At 37.5% G+C, this 18687-nt stretch carries 18 protein-coding genes and 1 pseudogene; all 19 read right to left on the bottom strand.

All coding sequences use genetic code 11. The annotated features are described in order from the left end of the window. Positions 1-123: 123 nt before the first annotated feature. Positions 124-711 carry a 3-oxoacid CoA-transferase subunit B gene (locus tag ACFQ19_RS16790; RefSeq protein ID WP_379593814.1) on the bottom strand — a complete coding sequence of 196 codons (588 nt, stop codon included), beginning with the start codon at positions 709-711 and terminating at the stop codon, positions 124-126. Positions 712-764: 53 nt separating this feature from the next. Then, a pseudogene (locus ACFQ19_RS16785) lies at positions 765-1462 on the bottom strand (CoA transferase subunit A). Between the two features lie 18 nt (positions 1463-1480). Beyond that, positions 1481-2671, bottom strand: a complete 1191-nt coding sequence (locus ACFQ19_RS16780) for an acetyl-CoA C-acetyltransferase (RefSeq protein ID WP_379593808.1) — start codon at positions 2669-2671, stop codon at positions 1481-1483. Positions 2672-3260: 589 nt separating this feature from the next. Further along, positions 3261-3995 carry an SDR family NAD(P)-dependent oxidoreductase gene (locus ACFQ19_RS16775; RefSeq protein WP_379593807.1) on the bottom strand — a complete coding sequence of 245 codons (735 nt, stop codon included), beginning with the start codon at positions 3993-3995 and terminating at the stop codon, positions 3261-3263. Between the two features lie 16 nt (positions 3996-4011). Further along, a complete protein-coding gene (locus tag ACFQ19_RS16770) occupies positions 4012-5376 on the bottom strand; it encodes a sodium:solute symporter family protein (RefSeq protein ID WP_379593812.1) in 1365 nt (454 codons plus the stop codon). A 138-nt stretch (positions 5377-5514) separates the two neighbouring features. After that, positions 5515-5718, bottom strand: a complete 204-nt coding sequence (locus tag ACFQ19_RS16765) for a hypothetical protein (RefSeq protein ID WP_379593806.1) — start codon at positions 5716-5718, stop codon at positions 5515-5517. Positions 5719-5769: 51 nt separating this feature from the next. Next, on the bottom strand, positions 5770-6537 hold the full coding sequence (locus ACFQ19_RS16760; RefSeq protein WP_379593805.1) for an SDR family NAD(P)-dependent oxidoreductase: 768 nt from the start codon (positions 6535-6537) through the stop codon (positions 5770-5772). A gap of 20 nt (positions 6538-6557) precedes the next feature. Continuing rightward, positions 6558-7307: an SDR family NAD(P)-dependent oxidoreductase gene (locus tag ACFQ19_RS16755; protein WP_379593811.1), complete on the bottom strand. Its 750-nt coding sequence runs from the start codon at positions 7305-7307 to the stop codon at positions 6558-6560. Positions 7308-7383: 76 nt separating this feature from the next. After that, positions 7384-8142 (bottom strand): aspartate/glutamate racemase family protein, encoded by a 759-nt coding sequence (locus tag ACFQ19_RS16750; RefSeq protein ID WP_379593804.1) that lies wholly within the window; start codon positions 8140-8142, stop codon positions 7384-7386. A 296-nt stretch (positions 8143-8438) separates the two neighbouring features. Further along, on the bottom strand, positions 8439-9680 hold the full coding sequence (fahA, locus tag ACFQ19_RS16745) for a fumarylacetoacetase (protein ID WP_379593803.1): 1242 nt from the start codon (positions 9678-9680) through the stop codon (positions 8439-8441). 363 nt (positions 9681-10043) lie between these two features. After that, a complete protein-coding gene (locus tag ACFQ19_RS16740; RefSeq protein ID WP_379593801.1) occupies positions 10044-10895 on the bottom strand; it encodes a cupin domain-containing protein in 852 nt (283 codons plus the stop codon). 634 nt (positions 10896-11529) lie between these two features. Then, the gene (locus ACFQ19_RS16735) at positions 11530-12183 is read right to left on the bottom strand and encodes a GntR family transcriptional regulator (protein ID WP_379593799.1); all 654 of its coding nucleotides are present in this window, start codon (positions 12181-12183) and stop codon (positions 11530-11532) included. A 469-nt stretch (positions 12184-12652) separates the two neighbouring features. Further along, positions 12653-12937 carry a class II aldolase/adducin family protein gene (locus ACFQ19_RS16730; protein WP_379593798.1) on the bottom strand — a complete coding sequence of 95 codons (285 nt, stop codon included), beginning with the start codon at positions 12935-12937 and terminating at the stop codon, positions 12653-12655. A gap of 232 nt (positions 12938-13169) precedes the next feature. Then, positions 13170-14684: a malate dehydrogenase (quinone) gene (gene mqo / locus ACFQ19_RS16725; RefSeq protein WP_379593797.1), complete on the bottom strand. Its 1515-nt coding sequence runs from the start codon at positions 14682-14684 to the stop codon at positions 13170-13172. A gap of 135 nt (positions 14685-14819) precedes the next feature. Next, the gene (locus tag ACFQ19_RS16720) at positions 14820-14954 is read right to left on the bottom strand and encodes a hypothetical protein (protein WP_379593796.1); all 135 of its coding nucleotides are present in this window, start codon (positions 14952-14954) and stop codon (positions 14820-14822) included. A gap of 233 nt (positions 14955-15187) precedes the next feature. After that, complete coding sequence (locus ACFQ19_RS16715; protein ID WP_379593795.1) at positions 15188-15316, bottom strand: hypothetical protein; 129 nt, start codon at positions 15314-15316, stop codon at positions 15188-15190. A gap of 211 nt (positions 15317-15527) precedes the next feature. Further along, entirely contained in the window at positions 15528-15671 is a 144-nt protein-coding gene (locus tag ACFQ19_RS16710; protein WP_379593794.1) for a hypothetical protein, read from the bottom strand. A gap of 949 nt (positions 15672-16620) precedes the next feature. Then, complete coding sequence (locus ACFQ19_RS16705) at positions 16621-17259, bottom strand: class II aldolase/adducin family protein (RefSeq protein ID WP_379593793.1); 639 nt, start codon at positions 17257-17259, stop codon at positions 16621-16623. Between the two features lie 21 nt (positions 17260-17280). Then, the gene (locus ACFQ19_RS16700) at positions 17281-18672 is read right to left on the bottom strand and encodes a four-carbon acid sugar kinase family protein (protein WP_379593792.1); all 1392 of its coding nucleotides are present in this window, start codon (positions 18670-18672) and stop codon (positions 17281-17283) included. Positions 18673-18687 lie beyond the last annotated feature (15 nt).

Genomic DNA, 18687 nt, shown 5'->3' with positions numbered 1-18687 from the left:
GAAAAATTAGCTCACCTCTTACCTTGGTCACCGACTCTTCCTGAGGAATGTCGTGTTCCCAATCAATCTAAATAAATCATAACAATAGTCCATACCTTTTAATAGGTGTGGGCTATTTTACGCTTACGACTTTACAACATCATCGATTGTATATCCATCAAGCACTTCTAATAAAATTGGTCCATTTTCAGTTATCTCGATAACAGCCCGATTCGTTATAATTTTATTCACAACATTTTTTCCGGTTAGCGGGAGAGTGCATTTTTTTAAAATTTTTGGATTTCCATCCCTTGTTACATGATCCATCATGACAATAATTTTTTTTGCACCATTAATAAGATCCATGGCGCCCCCCATACCTTTAATCATTTTACCTGGTATCATCCAGTTGGCTAAATCACCTGTCTCCGAAACTTCCATCCCACCTAGGATAGCTAAATCAATATGACCTCCGCGTATCATTGCAAATGATTCGGCATTATCAAAGATTGCTGATCCATTAATCATTGTAATGGTTTCTTTTCCTGCATTTATAAGATCAGCATCTACCTCATCATCTGTTGGATAAGCGCCTATACCCAAAAGCCCATTTTCTGATTGCAGCACAACATTTTTATTACTTGAAATATAATTTGCTACAAGCGTAGGCATACCTATACCTAAATTGACATAATAACCATCTTCAATTTCTTGTTCCACCCGGTGCGCCATTATTTCTCGAGTCTTTTCTTTATTCAATTCAATCCACTCCAGTTTGATGAATATTAACTACTGACCAAAGAGACTGTTCGTTTTTCAATCTGTTTTTCTTGGTTACCTTGAATAATACGTTGAACATAAATGCTAGGCGTATGAATATAATTTGGATTCAACTCTCCATTTTCAACGACCTTTTCTACCTCTGCTACAGTTACTTTACCTGCCGCTGCAATGATAGGATTAAAGTTTTGAGCGGTTTTATTATAAATTAAATTTCCCATCCTATCTCCCTTATACGCTCTTACAAAACTAAAGTCAGCAGTTAACGCTTCTTCCAAAATATACTCCCTTCCGTTGAATTTTCTTATTTCTTTTCCCTCGGCAATTTGTGTGCCAACGCCTGCAGGAGTAAAAAACGCAGGTATTCCCGCACCACCAGCACGTATTTTTTCAGCTAATGTTCCTTGAGGAGTTAATTCAACTTCTAGGCTTCCGTCAATAACTTGACGTTCAAATTCTTTGTTTTCACCAACATAAGATCCAATCATTTTTTTATTTGTTGATTTTTCAACAACAATCCAAGACCGAAGTCATCTATACCACAATTATTCGAAATGACAGTTAAATTTTTAACATCGCTATCAACTAAGGCTCTTATTGAGTTTTCAGGTATGCCGCACAGTCCAAAACCACCAACCATTATGGTCGAATCATCTTGAATTCCTTTAAGGACATCTTCATAATCAGTATATATCTTTTGCATCTTGCAATTCTCCTTCTATTAGCTTTCTCTTTCTATTATTGTAGCTACTCCTTGTCCCCCACCTATACAAAGACTGGCTAGACCATATTTAGCTTGACGATGCTCCATTTCATATAAAAGCGATATAAGTATCCTAGTTCCACTAGCTCCGATTGGATGTCCAAGTGCAATTGCTCCGCCGTTAACATTAACACGAGACATATCCAATTTTAATTCTTTACTTACTGCTATAGACTGAGCAGCAAAAGCTTCATTTAATTCAATGAGATCGATATCCTCAATAGAGAGATTGCTTTTTTCTAAACCTTTTTTAATCGAGGGAACCGGACCGATTCCCATCATCTTAGGGTCAACGGCAGCATGTGCATTTGCTTTAATCACAGCCATCGGCTTTAAATTGAGTTCTTTTGCTTTTTTACGGCTCATTAAAACAACGGCTGCTGCACCATCATTAATACCTGAAGCATTTCCTGCTGTCACGCTTCCATTTTCTTTAAAAGCTGGTTTGAGTCTGCTAAGGCTTTCAACTGTAGAATGCTTCTTTGGATATTCATCCATATTAAATGGAGTAAAATCTCCTTTTCTTGCCGGAACATCAATTGTTACTATTTCCGGTTCGAATGTTCCAGCTTCAATCGCTTTAATAGCTTTTTCTTGACTGCCAGCTGCAAATGCATCTTGTTCTTCTCTTGTTATGTTATATTTGTCGGAAAGATTTTCTGCCGTAATTCCCATATGATAATCATTCATGGAGCACCATAAGCCATCTTTAATCATACTGTCTACTACTTTACCATCTCCCATCCGATAACCATTACGTGCTTTTTTTAGTAGATAAGGTGCTTGTGACATGTTTTCCATACCGCCTGCGATAATCACTTCGGCATCTCCTAGTAATATTGATTGGGCGCCCAGGTGCACTGATTTTAAGCCTGATCCACATACTTTATTGATTGTTAATGCGGGAGTATTTATCGGTAATTCAGCTTTTAAAGCTGCTTGTCGAGCGGGATTTTGTCCTAAACCAGCTGACAGAACATTTCCCATAATAACTTCATCAACAGGGTTATAATTCATCCCTACCCGCTTCAAAGATTCACTAATTACTTTACTGCCAAGCTCTACAGCTGACACCTTTGCAAAAGCACCATTAAACTGTCCAATAGCAGTTCGAGCTCCGCTCACAATGACAACATCTCGATCTGACATAGCTTTTCTCCTATCTATATTCTTTATAGTATGATTTTTTTATTCGCTTCTCGTTGGATTACCACATATAAGCTTATAACGTCTAATTTGTAAATTTTATCTCTTGCCGTAACCCAATAGAACTATTTCAGTTTTATGATAATCTTTTTTAACTTTATTCTTTTTCATAAAAATGCTCCTTGGTCTAATTAAAAACCCAACTCTAAGACATTATATATAGCTTTTTTTGCAATTATCTAATTATATATGATATAAAACAGTGAAAAAATATACCGACTACCTTTTTAGAAGCTAATCGATTTATTAGCTTTTCAAGTTTTCTTAATTAATTTTAATAAATATATACAACAACATTAAAGCTGCTATGCCTATTACAGGTATATTGATTATTCTTCCAGCTTCATCTAATACAGAGTCTAAAAAGCAACGTAACACAATAGCATCGTAGTTTGTATTTTGCTTCACTAATATTTAATGGAATAGTCTGTTTTTATTAATACAACGCTAGCACCGTTATATCAATAAATAAAATGTATGTTTATACCATTAATATCTATTTTGTTATATCATTAGAGTACTATTTTTCTCTTTAGATACACCTACCTCCATCAACTTCTAAATCAACCCCAGTGATCATAGAGGACTCATCAGAAACTAAAAATAAAGCTGTATTAGCCATATCTGTAGGTTGAGCAACTTTTCCAAGAGGGATAGTTTTAACGAATTTACTTCTTTGCTCTTCATCTACCATGCTAGTTTCAGTCACAACTGGGCTTAAGCTGTTTACTCTAATTCCAAAAGGAGCAAGTTCTAGAGCTACAGACTTGGCTAATGCAATAAGTGCACCTTTTGATGCTGCATATATATTTAATCCTGCTCTAGGCCGAGAAGCAGATGTAGACCCAGTGCATAATATTACTCCTTCTCCAGCTTGTTTCATATGTGGAGCAACTGCTTGGATACCATAAAAAGCCCCTTTTACATTTATATCCATGATTTTTTGATATTCTTTTTCCCCTACATCCTCTATATCAGTAACAGGCATCGCTATACCTGCGTTATTGTGAAAAATATCTATTTTTTTATAACGTTTTATTACAGTTTGTATTAACGAATCAACTTCAAACCTTTTCGTCATGTCAGTAGGAATAAATTCAGCTTTTCCCCCCTTTTTTTTAATAGATTGTACAACACTTTCTCCATCTGCTTGAGGCAAATCAGCTATTATTACAACTGCTTCCTCTAAACCGAATCTTTCTGCAACTGCTCTTCCAATCCCAGAAGCTCCTCCTGTAATAATTGCAATTCTATCTTTAAGTTTCATTTGTTGAATTCTCTCCTTAACTAATTTTTTTAATTCTAGTTCCATCTTCATTATATTTAGGATTTATTTGACTAAAGACCTTTAACGCTTTTTCGGAAGGTTGGCCAAATAAAGAACCCACTACAAAAGCTATTGCTGTTAAAATAAGCGAAAATAAAGGTGGAACGAGCCAAGGCGCTGCAGCAATTGAAAAATCAGTTAACCAAGTAAAAACTGCTGAGCAAGACCCTATTATTAAGGCAGAAATTGCTCCTGTTTTAGTAGCACCCTTCCAAAGAAAACCTCCTAACCAAGTAACTAGAAAAGCCGGCCCCATTACAGCCATTGATACGTTTATAATTTCTAAAATCCAATTTGCATTGTAAAAAGCTAAAAAACAAGATGCTGTACACATGACAAGCATTGCCCACCTTGTCACTATCATCATTTCATTTTCTGAAATAGATTTCTTTCTAAGTTTAGGCCCAATTAATTTACCATATAGGTCTCTCCCAACTGCCATTGATGAAACCATCAATTGCGTACTGGCCGTAGATTGAGCAGAAGCTAAAAATCCTGCAAATGCAAGTCCTGCTATAACAGGAAGCAGCCAGTCTTGAGCCATAATCAAATATATTATTTCTGATTCTTGTCCTTCTAATCCGGGTCTAGCGATAACTCCGATCATCCCATAAAGAAAGAAAAAAGTTCCGCAAACCCATATAACTGGCGTTACAAACAATATAGCTTTATAAACTTCTCTCACATTTTTAGCTAAATACGCCCGGCTTATTAAGTCTGCTCGTGCCAGAGATCCTATTATCCAAACTAACATGACACTCCATATAGCCCACGTATCTCCTAATCCATTATCAGATGTTAAAAAATTAGGGTAGTATTTCTCAACTTGAGAAACTAAATTGAATATTCCATTTGTTTTAATTACACCTAATATCAAAACAATGATCGCAGTAATCCAAGTAACGAAAAATTGGACCGCATCTATAATAGCGTTTGCCATCATTCCTCCAGCTATTGTATAAAAAGCAACAATTGCTATGGAAACGATAATTCCGACCCAGATAGGTATATCAAATAATAATTGGAATAATACAGATACCCCGATTATTTGGCTAGAAATATAAAGGAAAAATCCCACAAATAAGATTACTGCAGATATACCTCTCGCAGCCCCGCTGTCATATCTTTGTCCCAAGAAGTCAGGGATTGTAAATTGCCCAAACCTTCTTAATATAGGCCCGAACAAAGCAAGACCAGCAATATAGCCAATCGTTGATCCCATGTATGCTCCATTTCCTAGGAAACCTTCGTGATAAACTAAACCAGAAGTTCCCATAAAACTAGCAGTACTTAAAAAAGATGCTACATATCCTGAGCCTATAATCTAATAAGGCTGATTTTGCCCCGCCACAAAGAATTTATCCGAATCATTTCCAGCATACGTCTTATACCCTAGATACAAGATAAATACTAAATATAAACCAAAAACAAATAATATCATTTTTTCCTCCTTAATTCTTTAATTGTTTTTGTCATGTCTTGTTTTATACAATCCGTAAATTCCTGTTCCAAACCCAATAATTAAAGCTGATAAGCTTATATAAAAGAAATATCTTAATTGTGGTGCGGCAATAAAAAATTGAATTATATAAACAGCTGGAAATAAGGCCGCTACCATCGTAATGATTACAAAAAACAATCCAAACCATTCCATTTTAGTCATTTGTCTCCCTCCCACATAGAAGAAGTTAATTATAATAATTAATCTAATATTCTAATAACTAGCAGTTTGTCCACCATCGATTAAATAACTTCCCCCTGTAATAAAAGAAGACTGATTAGAAGATAGAAAAGCAACTAAATTTGCAATTTCTTCCGAAGTAGCATACCTTCCAAGAGGGATTTTTTTTGAATAACTTTCACGTGCTTTTTTCGGATTTTCAGGATTTTTTTCTTTATCTAGTTCACTCATTAATTCTGTATCTACAGGTGATGGACAAATAGCATTAACGCGTATGTTATATTTCGCAACTTCTAATGCAGCAGTTTTTGTTAAACCTATTACTGCATGTTTAGTCGCCGAATACGGAGATAAAAATAAAGAACCATTTAGCCCAGCAACAGAAGAAGTATTTATCACCACACCATCATTCTGTCTTTTCATTATTTGTAGTACATACTTTAAACCGTAAAAAACACCTTTCATATTTATATCAATCGTTTTTTCTAAATCCTCTGTTTTTACTTCTGTTATTTCTGCAAGTTTTCCTGATATACCAGCATTGTTAAAAAACACATCAATATTCCCAAAGACTTCTATTGTTTGCTCTACATAATTTTTAACTTCTTTTTCGTTCGTGACATCTGCTTGTATAAGAAGACTATTATTTAAACCTAACTCATGTGTCGCATCTTCTAAAGCTTTTTTATCTATGTCTACTAATGCTAACTTTGCTCCTTTTTTATGAAATAATTGTGCTGTTTTTTTTCCAATTTCTCCTGCGGCTCCAGTTATTAAAATTACTTTTTCTTCAAAATTCAAACAATTACCCCCGTAAAAATTTATTGAGCAGTATATCCCCCGTCCACAGGTAAATCAATTCCTGTTATATAAGAAGATTCTTCCGATGCAAGAAATAAGGCCGCATATGCTATTTCAACTGGTTCAGCAGCTCTTCCAATAGGTCCAATCCGCCATAATTCCTTTGGATCAGCTAATAAAGACTCTGTCAGAGCAGTCTGTACGACCCCAGGGTGAATACAATTAACCCTTATACCAAATGGAGCAAATTCTATTGCAGCCGTCTTGGTCAACATTCTAGCCGCTCCTTTTGCTGCGTGATAAGATGCCGATAGCCCACTTCCAACTAATGCCCATATGGATGAATTATTGACAATAGACCCCTGCTTATTTTTTTTAAGTAAAGGTAGCATTGATTTCATTCCAAGTAAAACGCCCTTTGCGTCCACATCCATGACCTTCTGCCATTCCGTTTCTGTCATATCCTCTATAGAGCTTCGTCCTGCTATGCCAGCATTGTTGACAAGTATGTCAAGATTGTTATGCGTGTTTTCTATATATTTAGCTGCCTTATTCCAATCATCTAAATTTGCAACATCCATTTGTATAAAATTTGCATCACCACCCTCGTTTGAAATCTCTGCTGCAACTTTTTTTCCTTCCATACTCATGTCTGTTAAAATAACACTTGCACCTTCTCGGGCAAATAATCTTGCCATTTCTTTTCCTTGGCCCATAGCTGCTCCAGTAACTAAAGCTATCTTTCCATCAAGTCTACTCAAATTACTCATCACCTTTTTCATTTTTTGTATGTTCTAGTTTATTTTTCATGTATTATGATAGTCACACATAAGTTGTGTTTCTTGTTCAAGTTTGTGTCACCGGTAAAAATCTCGGTTTCTCGTAGTAGCCGTTTCTACTTATGGTTGTTCCTGAAACGTCTTGTAATGTGAGTTTTGTATCTGCCATTTTTAATACTGCTCCAGTAACATCCAAAATGGTTGCGCCTGTATTTCTAACCTTTGAAAGACCGTTTTGAACACATACAATATTAAGCAAACCACAACCAGGCAAAATTACTTCTGCTCCCTTTTCTACTGCTGTTTCACAAGCATCTAAAAACTGTTTAATAACGGCTTCAGGATCAGAAAAAGCATTTTCCAAATCCAATAGACTTACATCAAAATATTGTGTATTTATGGAAGAATGATTTAAATCGTATTTTTTAATTAAGCTTGGAATCTCCTTTTTAGCCAATTGAACAGAATGTGTTATCACTGCAAATTTTTTACCATACATTTGAGACAATAACATCGATGATTCAGCCATACCGACAACTGGTATATTAACTATTTCCCTGGCTTCATCAAGAACAGGATCTAAAAAGCAGTGCAATACAACCGCATCATAACCATCTTTTTCGGCATTAATTATGTTTTGGAGAATTTCCTTATTGCTTAAAAATTCACTTGCCATAAAATCTCCGGGTCTATATTTCTTCGTTACACCAGCTATGTCAAAAGAATAATTACCCGGAAGTATTTTTTTTGCATGACTTTTGATACCATCTCTATATTCCGGAAAACCATCAATTTCCGTACTGCTTTGAATCAGAATTTTTTTCATACTATATCTCCTCACCATTTTAGTATTAAAATGAACCTATTCCATATGTGATGTATTAGATTTCAAGGAAACCAAAAATGAACCACTTTCAATGCATCCCTCAATTATATTGGGTATTTATCCCACCTATTCCGGTTTTAAATCCAGAATAGGGTTTACAAATTTTAATAAGATTGTTAAACGGGGCACCTTTGGCTAAATCTACACTCGACCATATCCTGTCGGGTAGAGAAGGTGCGATTTCTTCAACTATCAGGGAAACCTCAACAATTTTACGCATGGCAACTGGTAATACCTTATGTGGCAGGTCGTATGGTACCGGTACACTCACCGAAGCCAATTGTGCTCCCCCTCGGTCCGGGGGCGCTGCCGCGAAGTGTTACCTGCTGGCCGTCTTGGAGAAAACTGTATTTCTCTCCCATTCTAGAAATTAGCGGTTCTTCCCCTCCCAATGTCAGCTCAATCAATGATCCACACTGATACGGTTCCGACCCAGAGATGGTGCCAGAACCAAAGAAATCTCCTGGGCTAAGGGCAGCGCCATTAACTGTCATATGGGCCAACATCTGAGGGGCTGTCCAGTACATCGTTGAATACGGGACTGTAGAAACATGTTGATCGTCGATATAGACCTCTACTGAAATGTCAAGCCCGTATGGGTCGGCACTGGAGTCGTCCAGATATTGCACGAGAGACTCATCTCGAACTGGTGGCACTACTCGGGCTGCGTCCAATGCATCCCAGGGCACCACCCACGCTGAGATCGTTGAAGCAAACGATTTACTCAGGTTGGGTCCCAGAGGCACAGATTCAAACGCTTGAATATCACGAGCAGACCAGTCGTTAAACAGAACTACCCCAAACAAATGGTTCTCAGCGGCTTGCGCTAAACTAACTTCGCCCTGAGGTGCCGAACTGCCCACGATGAACCCGAGCTCTGCTTCGATATCTAGGCGCCTAGAAGGGCCAAAGCTTGGTGCAGCCTCCTTCTCTGGCCGTATCCCTTTTGGTCGATGCACAGGAGTTCCTGAAACAGACACAGTCGAGGCGCGGCCGTGATAACCTACCGGCAAATGTTTCCAATTTGGTTTCAGCGGTTCCTCATTCGGTCGCAATATACGACCGAGATTAGATGCATGATTCTCTGACGCGTAGAAGTCGACATAGTCGGTTACGGTAAAGGGCATTGCCATGTTGATATCATTTATGTTAGTTGCTACAGCCACCACTGCTTTCGTATGGGCAGGGTCAGTGAGTGTCTGCCTTATCCAATTGCGCAGCTCAGACCAGATTGGCCTACCTGCAGTCAGCAATGCATCCAAATTGGGTTGATTTGTCACAGCGCTTTTAGCCTTTGTTCCTAACCCACCGATGATCGACGTCAAAGAACTCAAATCAATCGCGTGGTCCCCTAGTCTAACAACCAATCTAGGAACAGTATCCTCATTTGTGTATACTGAACCGTAGGGGAGATTTTCCACTCCGAATCCGGACTTGCCCAAGAAATCAACGGCGGTGGTGGTAAAAAATTTTTTCACCAAATAATCCTCCTTACAACATATAGTTTGAACGTTCTGCAGATACAATGTTCGATCAATCAAGTTCAGCCGATTTGAGTGATCCCACCAACTCTACTACCGAACAAATTCCAAAAGAATCAAACGAAAGACGCCTCCATCACTAATATCGATACCAAACTAATTGGGGCAGCACTATCCAAAAGGCAGGAATATAGCAGGGGGGACCCCGCCTTGACAACCTCAACAAGTGAGTTGGAACTTGGGAGACAACCTGCTACTCTACCCCTGAAACTTAGACAGCCCCAAGCCGTCCTTATGTGAAGTAGACGCAAAGCAGATGGGATTCTAAGCTATAAAGACCATGAGTGGGCTCATCGATGCTTAAAATGATGAGCCTTCAGGCGCTTCTACAGGTGTAGCGTCTTTCCATCCTGGAACACATAATTCCACAAGTTTGTAGTCCGAAGTTACACGATCAACAAAGTGACGATTTGTGTCTCCTGCACCTATACAGAAGGCGTCGCCTGCACTAAGTGCGTGCCTTGGGCCAGTCTCCACTCGAAGGTCCGCGTGACCATCTAAAACAAAAAAACACTGAGCCCAAGAATGGTAATGCCATCCCGTACCTGCTTCATATGGCTGGCCGGTAGTACGTATAACGTGAACATATACGCGACCATCAGTTGGCTCCAATGTGCCTAAATCCCGATACTCAAAAAATTCGCGGAGACCTTCACTCCAAGCCTTTTCATCCTCGTGCAAAATAACTGGGCGTCGATGAGGATCAAGGGTTTGTACGCGCTCTGGCAATGTCGCACCCTTCCCCCAAATAATGTTATACTCATCAGGGGCAAAGAAATGGAGTGCTTCAAAGTCATCACTGATTTGTGTGAAACGGTACTTATACAATGCAGGTACTATCGCAGAACTCTCGGACACAAGCTCATGCGACGAACCATCTTCGAATTCCAGACGAGCTGACCCCTTAATAATAAAGAACTGGTTGAAATCGACATCATCCGCCTGCCATTCTCCTTCAGAGGCAATACCCCGAACATGAGAACCGCCAAGTTTACCGTCAGAAGCCTTGCCGAGATTCAAAGTCCTCTTTTCAAAAAACGGTGTAGGCCCGTCCTCCCACTCCGCGTCAAACAATGGGGCACCAACTGACTTATTAATTGAAATGGGATGTTTGACATCCCAGTCCGTGATCCATGGAGTTACAGTAGTCATAATTATCAATCCTTCCTTTCAATCTTTTTAGTTGTTTTTAAAATAATCTTTCTGTTCTGCGTAACATTTACATTATCAATATTTATTATTGCCTCATCACATCCTCGACTATCTAACTGCAGGCACTATATCCCCTCCCTTCATAATCTATTAATCATATCCGTCAAGCATTCAGCGTGTATCTCCTGTTATCGGGATAGATCTTCCTGTATGGAAGCTAAGATTCTTAGTCCATTTTAAATTCTAACCCTAGTGATTCTCTTAAAAATGGCTATTATGAAATGGAATCATCTAGTTAGATTATCTTAAATCAATGAACCTAAATTAAAATTATTCTTCGCAGTCTGATTAACCATTTACCCTCATTTATTTGTCAGCGCTTTCATATTTTATAAAAACCTATTACTTATCAGATTTTTATAAAATAAATAGATGTGTTATTTATTATGGAAGGTTTTGAATTGAGAAACCTAACTCCGATTGGATGCTAAAAAAGACTTTTCCAAAGCAAACATCTCTTCTTTTGTCATTTCTTGAAACTTATTTTTCATCATTAATATTAGTTATTTTACCTAAATGGAGATATTTGTTATCACCACCTTCCATTCTAGTAAATAAATTCTTTTATTACTCTTCAATATTCAGATTCTTCTATCATATTTAACAAATTTTTATAACTTTTATATTTATGATCTTTAGTTAACTTTTCAGCTAATGCTTTATCTCTTTCTTTTAATGCTGCTAATATTTCTTTATGCTCTATAATCGATTGCTCTACTGACTCGCGTGTACGAAAAAGTTGTGGATACCTTCGAGTATTACTCCATAAATCAAAAATTAACTTATAAAGACGCTGGTTATTACAATGTTTATATATTGATTCATGAAAATGACGATTCCATTCTGCATAATCCTCAAATCGCTTTTCATTAATAAAAGTTTGCGAGTCTATAATTATATTTTCGAGCGTTTGAAGGTGATAGTTTGTTAAATGATCGACAGATAAATTGATAGCCAATCCTTCTAATGTGATACGTAGCTCAAATATCTCTCGTATGTTTTCAATGGACATGCTGCTGACAACAGCACCAATATGTGGCTTGAATGTCACATACTCTTCTATAGAAAGCTTTTGCAAGGCCTCTCTTACTGGAATTTCACTCATTTCAAATTGACGGGCAATTTGAGAAATTTTTAATCGTTCTCCGGGGGTAAGTAAGCCGTTAATGATATTTTCCCTAAGATGACTGTAAACCTTATCTTTTTTTGTACGATATATACGTCCCACAAATTTCTCTCCTTTTGTAAAAAACTATTATTGAAAATAATAATAGCAATAATATAAGAAGATTAAAATCATTTCATTTGCATCATTCATTTCAAATAAGTATAAGTTTTAAATTCGAACACTTGAATATTTAATACAGCATGACGAAACTATATTTTATGAGTGTTTACGTCTTCTTCTACAAAACAAAAGTGAAGACTTTTTACAATTTATTTTTTTGAATAAATTTTCTTAATAATTTTATATAAAATAATATAATACAATATATGATTTATGTCAATAATATATTGTTTGAATTTTAATATATTTTTAGACAAATTCATTTTTGGTAAGCACTGTTAGCAAAGACCTGATTCTACCAACTTACTAATGGATGTATGCATCATTTTATATTTTCTCTTAACAAAAAAGCTATCCACCCCGTCAAACTCAACAGAATGAATAGCTCTCTATCCTTATTTTACTCTATCTATCCCCTTATACCCCGATTCGCCAAAAATTCCTCCGCAACTTCATCCGTCAACACACTCAACGGTATACCCGATCCCTTCACCATAACCATCATCCTACACGTGAACTCCAACGTCTCCAATCGCATCATAGCTTCCTCCACACTATCATCCAAAACAATAACACCATGATTTTTCAAAAACAGGACATTCGCCTTCTTTGCTGCTTCACCAACTTCTTCTCCCAAAATTGCACTGCATGAATGAAAATATCTCACTTTCTCTATTTTCTCCAAATAATACATGGATTCAATAAATAACTTCGATTGTATATGGTAACTTAAAAGTGAGCCACCAAAACAATGGAAAACTGAGCCACTTTTAAGTTCCCGTATACAAACATATTAATAAAATGGAGAAACGGCATAAAAGAAAAAGTTAGGTTGTTTGAAGGGGCACTAGCAAAGCATAGATGCCCCTTCCTTGTTACTGAACCAAAAATTTAATGAAACAATGATGTCCGCTTCATTTGGTAAATCAAGATGTAACATTGTTATGTTCCAGGGCAAGGTAATGTGAACTAGATTTCTGGACCTTTTCCAGTAGCTGGACGTTTTCTGCCAGGGACTCATCAAAAGAAGGTATCATTTCTTTTATTTTTGGCTTCCATGTTTCCATATATTCTGGGAAATTCTCGCGTAAGACGTTTAACATAATAGACACAGAAGTAGAAGCACCCGGAGATTCCCCTAATAATGCCACGATAGAATTATCCTCAGATTGAATAATTTCCGTGCCAAATTGGATATATCCTCGGCCGGAATGATTCGTATCTTTAATTATCTGGACACGCTTACCAGCAATTAGAAGATCCCAATCCTTGTCCTTTGCTTCGGGTATAAATTTTCGTAACTCTTGCATCCGATCCTTTTTTTGCATGAGCATCTGTTGAATAGAGTATTTAACTAAAGGAATGTTCTTCATACCCGCAGCCAACATCGTTAACACGTTATTTGAATTAATAGAATTTAAAAAGTCTAAATTAGAACCACTCTTCAAAAACTTAGGTCCTATCGCAGCAAACGGGCCAAATAATAGGCTATCCTTATCTCCATGATATCGTCTATCTAGGTGTGGTACAGTCATGGGAGGCGTACCAGGAGGCTCTTTTCCATAAACCTTCGCTTCATGTTGTTTGACTACTTCTGGATTACTACAAACCAAAAATGCACCACTGATTGGAAAGCCACCAATCTGCTTGCTTTCCGGAATCTTTGTTTTTTGTAACAGGGGGATTGCGTTTCCACCAGCCCCGATAAAGACAAAATCTGCTATGTGAGACTCGAGGGTATTCTCTTTAAAATTACGAACGATTACTTCCCATTTACCGTCATTTAGACGATGAAATTTAGTAACAGTTGAATTGTAATGGATTTCTATATTGTCGTTTTTCTCTAAATTATTCGCTAGTTTCCGAGTAAGCTCACCAAAATTGACATCGGTCCCCAAATCCACTTTTGTTCCAGCAATAGGCGCTTCTGACGTGCGTCCTTTCGTCACTAAGGGAATCCACTTTGCTAATTCTTGAGGGGAATCCGAAAATTCCATTTCCTTAAACATGGGAAGGTGGGATAAAGCTTCAAATCGCCTGCGCAAAAAATCTACGTTCTCTTCCCCCTGTACAAAACTTATATGAGGTAATGGACGGATGAGGTTCTGAATTTCCTCACTTTTGACTAAATAAGACCAAAATTGCTTGGAAACTTCGAATTGTTCATTTATTTCTACCGCTTTACTAGCATCAATCGATCCGTCTTCTTTTTCAACTGTATAATTTAACTCACATAACGCTGCATGCCCGGTGCCGGCATTATTCCATTCATTGGTGCTTTCCTTGCCTGCACCGTCCAGCTTTTCAAACAGTTTCATATTCCAATTTGGTTCTAATTTTTGTAAAAATGTTCCTAAGGTCGTACTCATAATACCAGCGCCTATTAGAATAACATCCTTTTTTTTCTTTTCATTCATTGTCTTGCTCCTTTCTGTTTTCATTATCTCTTATGCCTTCACTATTTGGTCCCTTTGAATGCCAGCATTTTGCCAACTTCTGGTATCATACTGTCCCATCTCTCACTTCTATTGTTGTTCTATATGTTTAAAGAGCCGGCTATTCCTACTTCGATTATTTTACGAACCTGGTAAAGTTCCTTTTACATCTTCCAGCTTCATCAAAAAGGCAGAGGTTACCGGTAAGGTGAATTTTGAAGAATCAAATTCTTTCACATATGCGCCCTCGCCCTGCCGCATTTCCAAAAATCTCATGGTCCGAAGTCCGCTGAGCGCCTTCCTGATTGCCGAGCGGCATTGAAATGCTTTGCCAGATGTTCCACAGAACCCAGCTTATCTTCCGGGCTCAAGTTGCCGGCCTTCATTATATCAATCAGAGAATCTGCGACCTCTTCATAAACCCAGCGCCCCAAACAAGATTAATAGAATCGTAAAAGTCTTATGTTCGCTCTGAAATATCGAGGAGACCACTACATGACCTTCCATCCTCATACTGTCATCACCAGTAAAATAACACCAATAGAACTTATGGACATCCCCTTAATCGCTGGCATCCGTAATAATAAAAGCAAGATAAAGAGAACAATAACAGCACTAAGTGCCGCCATCATCAACATCGAATCACCCTTTTTCGATTATTTCCTCTCCTCCCTTCAAATCTTCCACATCCTTTAAATAATAAGGTCATCAGATGACTTACCGCCAATGTTAATCGCTTTCATTTTTAAATGCAACCTTTTTATTCATAACTTCTAGAAAAGAAACACGGGAAAACAGCGTGAATGCACTGTTTTCCCGTGTTTTTAAATTTCAAATGTATGCCTACTTTTAATCCTCTGCTAATAGTAAGTCCATCAACCGTTGTTTACTATTTGTACATATACTTTTCATTTTCGAAACAATCAAATCATTATCAGAGTTGTCTTTTTTAACTTGGAAATCCTTTTGGGCAGCTTTCCGGTAAGATTGCATTAACTCTTTCTTCCCTGCGCTTGTTCCTGGATTGTTTCCTAACCGGCCGCTTCGAATGTTCTTTACATGTTTGCACCTCAGAAATCATGCTCCTTTTGTTTCATTAAATAACACCGTCGTGTTTGTAAATGTTCACATTTAGTCAGCAGGAACCTTAAATATACTATCACAAATAATACGCGTTATTTCTAATATCGAATAATAATTTAGTTGCGAACCCTAAGCGAACATAAAATCCCCGGCAGGTTCGCGCGAAATTCTGGCAATGCATGTACTTAATAAGTTAAAATTGTTATATAGTCAACATATTACTTTGATTATAATTCAAGATGTAGTATTTGAGGAATTACGATAACAATATGTTGCAGTTGCTCCCTTGTTTGGGAGCGTGGATTGAAATATCTTTTCTGCACTCATATTTTAATCACTATCTTGTTGCTCCCTTGTTTGGGAGCGTGGATTGAAATTTCAACTTGTGCATTTCCTTCATCGAACGAATTGGTTGCTCCCTTGTTTGGGAGCGTGGATTGAAATCCATTCCTCCGGCACAACAGTCGTATTCACTACAGTTGCTCCCTTGTTTGGGAGCGTGGATTGAAATCTTGCGGAGTGGTATGGCGTTGATAGTGGCATCGTCGCTCCCTTGTTTGGGAGCGTGGATTGAAATATCAGCTCGTTGTATTCTTCCACCATTTGCTCTTTCCGCTCCCTGATTTGAAAGCATAAATGGAAATACATCCCTTGAATTGAATTACCTGTTCTTGCGTAGTAAATCTCCTATACAATAATCGTCCATTTGCATATAACAAATGAAAACAGATTTATGGCGCTAAGGACTAAAGTCTTTAGCGCCATCTTTCTTATTATAAGAGACTAATGATAATAAGCTGCTTCCATTTAAATATAAATTCATACAAATCCTCTAAACAGAATGAACAGCTCACTCCGCTTATTTCCCCCTCTTCTTATACCCCGAATTCTCCAAAAAGTCCTCCACAACCTCATCTGCCAACAAACTCAATCCTATACCCGAAGCCTTTGCCGTAACCATCATCTGAGACGTAAACTCCAACGTCTCCAACCGCATCGCCGCTTCTTCCACACTCTCATCAAAAACAATAACTCCATGATTTTTCAACAACAACACATTCGCTGCTTTTGCTGCTTTACCAACTTCTTCCCCTAAAGCCTCACTGCCCGGATGAAAATACGCTACTTCCTCTATTTTCTCCAGATAATACATCGATTCAATAAATAACTTCGATGCAATCGTTTGCTCCGAACAAGCAAGCAGTGTAGACCAAAAAGGAGATGCATGAATAATGACATTTGCGTCAGGGCGATTCATATATATTGCACGATGCATCGGTATTTCCTTAGAAGGTTTCTTTACTCCTTCCCACTCTTGCGTTTCTATATGAACAAAAGCAAAATCATCTTTTGATAGCTGGCCCATATTTGTCCCTGAAGCCGTGATAATCATGTTATCTTTATTATTACGAGCACTGATATTTCCGGAGTTTCCCCATGTAAGTTGCTTTTGTAGTAACTCATTTCCGGTATACAATAATTTTGATTTTATATTCATTGGCTCCTCCCTCAACTATATCTATACTTTTACAACATTCCCTTGATGCACTTTAGAAAAATAATCCACTTGACCTAATTGGCCTCCTTTTAAAGCAATTTCTAATCCATTAAATCTCTGGATATCTGAATATGATTTACAAAGTGGAGCTCCAGGAGCGATGCTACGAATCATTTCTAATGCATAAATATTCATTTTTAATGTTGCGTAACTTGACGTATCTCCACCAGCAATGACGATGCGTTTTAAGGATGTATTTTCTACCGTCTTTTTTATTAATGTTCCAAATTGCTCTCCTAGAAGTTGCCCGCTGTTACTTGGTTCTTTCCCAATAGCTTGCAAATATTCTCGGGTTTCATCAATTGATATATCATCAGGTCCAAGTGCCGAATAAACAATGATACTCTTTCCTTCATCAATCTGCTCCTTAACGTCATTCATCAGGCTATTTAAATAAGTTGAGTTTGTTTTCGAATCAATTAGTTTTACAGGAGAAACTTTTAATCCAGTAAATCCATTGTCTAATGCATGTTTTATTTGATCCGAAGTAATTGGTGAGCAACTACCTGAAACAACAAGTACTTGCTCTTTTGTTACCTTATTTTCCTTATCGCTATCAGCAATCTGTTCTTGATTTTCATTCATAGAATTCCAATAATTCGTTAGGGCGTATTCTACTCCAGATGAACCGATAACATATGATTGATTCGCTTTTGATTTTTCCAAAATCAGTTTTCCGATTTTCGTTAAATGATCATCCGTTAACACATCAAATAGCAGACCTTTTGTTTTTCTATTTTTAACTATTTTATTTACTATCTCTTCAAGCTCTGCAAAAGAATCATTCATTGTTAAAATATCTACCAAATCTATAAAGTAATCTGTCTGATCTGCTAAATGTTTTATTAAATCAGCTTCCTGCATTGGCGTTATTGGATGATTCGACATCACAGGATGTTTATCCAGTCGAAACGTTTTATAATCAACCCTGGCAAAATGATTTCCAAAAACGGTATAGCGATGTAATGGCGGAGCACCTGCAATGATAGGAACAAAATCCTGCGTAGTATTTATCTCCAAAACCATTTCCAATACTTTACCGATATTCCCCACACTCGGAGAAGAATCAAAGGTGGAACAAACTTTATAATGATTTACTGGTGCACCGAGTTCTTGCATTTGTTTCAATATCGGTTTCAATTCCTCCTCCATCTGTTCCGGGGTCATTGTTCGGCTGGTTCCAGCAATGCCAATGCATTGAATATCTGCAAATTTTTCATCAAGCAACTCTTTTGTAGGCGGTTTTAAAAATAAAACTGTCTTTAGACCGCTTCGTGTCAATGCCTCCATTGCATCTGTTGAACCTGTGAAATCATCTCCATAAAAACTTAAGAGCTTTTGTTGTAACTGCATTTGTAAACCTCCCCA

The organism is Oceanobacillus locisalsi (genome assembly GCF_042675985.1).
Taxonomy (GTDB): Bacteria; Bacillota; Bacilli; order Bacillales; family Amphibacillaceae; genus Oceanobacillus; species Oceanobacillus locisalsi.
Note: the sequence above shows the minus strand (reverse complement) of the source record. Positions and strands in the feature narration are given on the sequence as shown.